Consider the following 4861-nt stretch of genomic DNA (forward strand, 5'->3'; position numbering starts at 1 on the left):
CAATGGCTATAATACCCGCGTCGGTGAACGGGGGGCATCCCTATCGGGGGGACAACGACAACGGGTTGCGATCGCTCGTTCCGTCCTGCAAAGACCGCAAATTCTCATTCTTGATGAGGCCACCAGCGCCCTCGACTATAATACCGAACGGCAAGTGTGTCTGAATCTCAAGGAAGCTTTCAAGGATCGTACGGTCTTTTTTATCACCCATCGTCTAGCTTCGATCAAATCCGCCGATATTATTGTCATGATGGATAAGGGGACAGTAGCGGAGGAAGGCACCCACGAGGAATTAATGGCCAGAAAAGGCCTTTACTATACTCTCTATAAACAACAGGATTCGCAAATCTAGTCAGTCAGGGAACAGGGATTAGGGGATAGGGAAATGGGGAAATGGGGAAATGGGGAAATGGGGAAGTTTCAACTAATACCCCAAAACCCCCCGCAACGCGCACGCAGTGACCACCCCACACCCCACACCCCACACCCTACACCCCACACCCTACACCCACGAAAAACTTTTTCAGCAAACCCTAAATATAGGAGAATCCCCATGAACGGTAATTCTAACAACGGTCAAAAGGGCAACGGCAACGCTAAAAGCGATGAACTCACCCAAGCGGGTAAAAACGTGGCCACTACCACGAAAAATAAAAGTATTAGCCCTTCTTTACCCACTTTTAGCCCACCGGAACAATCGGTGATCCTGAAACAATCACCCATTTGGTCGCGGACGATTATCTGGACATTAATGAGTGTCACCACTGCCGCTTTAATTTGGTCAGCGCTCGCCAAAATCGAGCAGGTGGTGGGCGCCCAAGGACAACTTAAACCCCAGGGGAAAGTGCAAGAAGTACAAGCACCGGTGAATGGGGTAGTACAGTTCGTGAAAGTGAAAGACGGCGATCGAGTTAACAAAGGTGATGTACTGGTTTTAATGGATTCCAGTGCCTCGCAAGTGCAGTTAGAATCCTTGAGAAAAATTCGCACCAGTGCTGAGAAGGAAAATCAATTCTATCGTCTCTTAATGGCGCAGGATCTGACACCAGCAGCAGTGGAAAGTTCGATCGCTCAATTAAAATTACCGAGTGAAATCGCCGATTTAGCCCGTAATCGTGCCGCTTTGGTGACAGAAAATCAACTTTATCAAGCACAGGTCAGTGAAGGTGCTTCTAGCTCTGCTTTACAAGGGGATGAATTAGCTCGTTTAGGGGCTGCTCGACGGGAGGCCAATTCTCGACAAGCGGCCGCTAGATTGGAAATGGAACAACTAGAAAAACAATTGGCCCAAACTAGGGTACAGTTGGCCGATGCCCGCTCGCAATTAATCAAAGATCGCTTAGTCTTAGAAGAAATTAAGACTCGTAATGCCAATTCGATGAAACAGGGCCAAGAAAGCTTGGATATCGAGCGTAATATTCTTAAGGATATTGAACCCTTGGGGGATGAAGGAGCGATCGCCCGTTATCAGATTAATAAACAAAAACAATCTGTAACTGATCGCCAGAATGAATTACAGCAGCAAGAGGCTAACGGCAAAATCGATCGAGAAAAACAAGAGAAAGAAGTACAAACCCGCATCGCCGAAATTTCCCGCCTGGAACAGGAAGAAAAGCGTTATTTCCTGTTGATCTCCCAAGCGCAAGAAAAGCTGATTAATACCACGGTAATCACGGAAAAAGATGTGCGCGATAAAATGGCGGACAATTACAAACGGATCGCTGAAATCGATAGTCAGATCAGTCGCATTATCATTGATAACAACAAGCGCATTGCCGAACTAGACAGTCAAATTAGTCAAGCACAACAGACGATTAAATATCAAAAAATTACCGCCCCCATCGATGGTGTGGTCTTTGATCTCAAGGCCCGGCCCGGGTTTGTTCCCCAACCAAGTCAAGCGGAAGCATTATTAAAACTTGTTCCCGATGGCTGTCCCACCGAGGTGAAAGATGCCGCTAAAGGTTGTTTAGTGGCAGAGGTGGACGTGACTAACCAAGACATCGGTTTTGTGCGCGTGGGACAAAAAGCCGATATTCGCATTGATTCCTTTTCCTACAGTGAATACGGCGATATTAAGGGAGAAGTAATCTCGATCGGTTCCGATGCTTTACCTCCCGACGAAAATCACCGTTTTTATCGGTTCCCCGTCCGGGTACGCTTGAACAGTCAAGAGTTAGTTTTGAAAAATCAATCCACTCTACCGCTGCAATCGGGGATGTCCGTGAGTGTCAACATCAAAGTCAATGAAAATCGCACCGTTTTGGGACTATTTACCGATATGTTCAATAAACAGGTGGATACTCTCAAACAAGTCCGTTAAACGAAAAAATTCGGGGGTACATCCTGCCAACGGCCCGATCCGATCGCGCTAATCGCTTCCGAGAGGTTAACTGCACCGGTATAAAGGGCGCGGCCCACGATTACTCCCGTTACTCCCAAAGGTTCCAAAGACAATAAACTCAGTAGGTCCGTCAGGGAACTAATGCCCCCAGAGGCGATTACGGGAATTTCGACAGATTCGGCTAATTCTCGCAAAGCGGCGAGATTCGGGCCAGAAAGTGTGCCATCTCGATGAATATCAGTGTAGATAATCGTGCTGGCTCCTCTTTTTGCCATATCTTGCCCAAGAGCGATCGCATCTACTGCGGAAGTTTCTAACCAACCCCTGGTGGCTACTTTGCCATCGCGAGCATCAATACCGACAATTATTTGCCCCGGAAAGCTTTGACAAAGTTCGCTGACTAATTCGGGCTTTTCTACGGCTACTGTCCCGACAATCGCCTTTTCTACCCCGATTTTTAGGAGATTACTCACCGTTTCTACATCCCGCAGTCCACCCCCCACCTGTACGGGAATGGCAATATCATTAAGAATTGTTTCAATAGTTGACAAATTAACCGATTTACCCTCTTTGGCTCCATCCAAATCAACTAAATGTAATCTGGTTGCCCCCTGATTGACCCATTCTCGCGCCACTATTGCGGGATTATCGTTAAAAACCTGCGATTGTTGGTAATCTCCCTGATAAAGTCGCACACATTTGCCATCGAGAATATCAATAGCGGGGATAACTTCCATGTTTTTCTCAATATCTAACTAAGGAGCGTTTTTCATTATATAGTACCAGCCGTCAGCCCTGAATCAGTGATCAGTGATCAGTGATCAGTTTTGAGTCTGACAGGGGAACAATCCCTCTCAAAGCATTGTCCACAAAGATTTTGAGGCTCTTCAGTTACAAACAGATACATCGTTAAACCTTGTTGGATAAGACTTTTAGACTTTTTTTCCCTCAAAAAGTGCCAGCCATTGCGGGGATCGGGGGGAAAATTCCTGGACTTTTTCCCTGAAAATTAGGTAGTTGACCACCTGAAAATCGATAAAACCCCACACCCCACACCCCACACCCTGCCCCTAGGAAAAGCTTTTTGCCGCAAACCATCTGTATTAAGTGTGCATCATCAAATGGCAGTAACAGTGCCGTCTTTTCACTGATTACTGTTTACTGATCACTGATCACTGATTATCGATTCCTGGGGAAAAAATTCTTCTAGAATGATAAGTACATATACGAGAGGAATTATACTCATGTCTGCTGGGAAGTTTCAAACAGCCGCTTCATTATCCGATCGAGAGCTAGAAATACTCGATTTAGTGGCTAATGGTTTAACTAATCAAGAAATCTCGGAAAAGCTAGAGATTAGTAAGCGTACCGTTGATAATCATATTAGTAATATCTTGACAAAAACAAAAACCGATAATCGGGTGGAATTGGTGCGTTGGGCATTGCATTGGGGTAAAGTTTGTCTTGATGATATTAATTGTTGTATCCTTCCTTCCCCGGTGCCGACCGATGATCAGGTTTCCTAAACTTCTGGGACTTTTGCTTGCGGTTAATATCATCAGTCTGGGGGGATGTAGTGATGCGGGTTTTGTCACCCCTCCCCAACAGCTTTTAGGAAATACTTTAAATACCCCTTCCTCTGAAGATAATCCCCGTTTTAACTACGATGGTCGTTATCTGGTCTTTGCCTCCGATCGCAGGGGTCAACGAACGATTTATTTATTCGATCGAGTGGCTAATCGTTTAGTTCCCCTACCGGGGTTAAATCAAGCAAAAACCTATCAAGATCAACCGGATATTAGTGCCGATGGTCGCTATATTGTTTATGTGTCGGAACAGTCCGGTAAACCCGATATATATATTTATGATCGACAAACTCTGCAAACAAAAAATCTCACCGAAAATATTTTAGGAGAAGTGCGTCGTCCGACGATTAGTGGTAACGGTCGTTTTATTGCTTTTGAAAGTAATCGTTTCGGTCAATGGAATCTGGAAATATTCGCTCGAGGTGGCGAAATTTCTCCTTCTTTACCCCCGATCAATTCTTCCCCGTCCCGATAGTATTGGGGGAGAAGGGAGAAGGGTGTGGGGAGACCACTTCGTGCGCGTTGCGGGGGAGATGGGAGAGGAGAATATCCACACGCCCCGGAATCCCTCCACGCTTACTTTTTGCTCCGTCTCGACTCTTTCTTTTTCCTCGTCCAGCCGCATAGGTAGGGTTTGCGGCAAAAAGTTTGTTGGTGGGGTTAGGAGTCGGTCGTCAGGAGTCAGTAGCCGGTCGTTTCAGGCTTTGTTGCCCTGCTTTTTTGTACCAGTTTATGTAAGTAGTCGTGCAAAATTAATTTCCTAGTCGAGACAGGAGACTCCGAGACAGGAGACTCCGAGACAGGAGACTCCGAGACAGGAGACTCCGAGACAGGAGACGGGATACAGCTATTAGGGATCGGATTTGAGTTTTCAGTTCACTGTTTACTGATCACAGCAGAAGTCTGACGGAGTAGTGGCTTAGATGTGTAA

6 protein-coding genes are annotated in these 4861 nt (G+C 46.1%); 4 read left to right on the forward strand and 2 right to left on the reverse strand.

Going from position 1 to position 4861, the window contains the following annotated elements:
• Both PX482_RS09435 and PX482_RS09440 read left to right on the forward strand, forming a co-directional pair.
• A partial coding sequence (locus tag PX482_RS09435) for an ATP-binding cassette domain-containing protein (protein ID WP_288122361.1) occupies nucleotides 1-352 on the forward strand: 352 nt, incomplete at its 5' end.
• A 201-nt stretch (nucleotides 353-553) separates the two neighbouring features.
• Entirely contained in the window at nucleotides 554-2323 is a 1770-nt protein-coding gene (locus PX482_RS09440) for a beta-barrel domain-containing protein (protein ID WP_002758704.1), read from the forward strand.
• On the opposite strand, the gene hisA is transcribed toward PX482_RS09440, so the two are convergent.
• Nucleotides 2320-3081, reverse strand: a complete 762-nt coding sequence (gene hisA / locus PX482_RS09445; RefSeq protein WP_002758705.1) for a 1-(5-phosphoribosyl)-5-[(5-phosphoribosylamino)methylideneamino]imidazole-4-carboxamide isomerase — start codon at nucleotides 3079-3081, stop codon at nucleotides 2320-2322. The two genes, PX482_RS09440 and hisA, sit on opposite strands and share 4 nt — an antisense overlap.
• Before the next feature lie 507 nt (nucleotides 3082-3588).
• On the opposite strand from hisA, the gene pedR reads away from it, so the two are divergent.
• Together pedR and PX482_RS09455 are read left to right on the forward strand one after the other, a co-directional pair.
• Complete coding sequence (gene pedR, locus PX482_RS09450) at nucleotides 3589-3870, forward strand: photosynthetic electron transport-dependent transcriptional regulator PedR (protein ID WP_002754772.1); 282 nt, start codon at nucleotides 3589-3591, stop codon at nucleotides 3868-3870.
• Nucleotides 3854-4405, forward strand: coding sequence for a TolB family protein (locus PX482_RS09455; protein ID WP_002758706.1), 552 nt, complete (start codon nucleotides 3854-3856; stop codon nucleotides 4403-4405). Before pedR ends, PX482_RS09455 begins: the two co-directional genes overlap by 17 nt.
• Here the strand turns inward: PX482_RS09455 and PX482_RS09460 are convergent.
• The gene (locus PX482_RS09460) at nucleotides 4373-4573 is read right to left on the reverse strand and encodes a hypothetical protein (RefSeq protein WP_288023610.1); all 201 of its coding nucleotides are present in this window, start codon (nucleotides 4571-4573) and stop codon (nucleotides 4373-4375) included. The genes PX482_RS09455 and PX482_RS09460 overlap by 33 nt on opposite strands.
• Nucleotides 4574-4861: the final 288 nt, after the last annotated feature.

This window comes from Microcystis sp. M53602_WE12, assembly GCF_030065455.1.
Classification (GTDB): Bacteria; Cyanobacteriota; Cyanobacteriia; order Cyanobacteriales; family Microcystaceae; genus Microcystis; species Microcystis aeruginosa.

Coding starts and splice junctions, on each gene's coding strand:
- PX482_RS09440 (WP_002758704.1), top strand. CDS start 554: ATGAACGGTAATTCTAACAACGGTCAAAAGGGCAACGGCAACGCTAAA.
- hisA (WP_002758705.1), bottom strand. CDS start 3,081: ATGGAAGTTATCCCCGCTATTGATATTCTCGATGGCAAATGTGTGCGA.
- pedR (WP_002754772.1), top strand. CDS start 3,589: ATGTCTGCTGGGAAGTTTCAAACAGCCGCTTCATTATCCGATCGAGAG.
- PX482_RS09455 (WP_002758706.1), top strand. CDS start 3,854: ATGATCAGGTTTCCTAAACTTCTGGGACTTTTGCTTGCGGTTAATATC.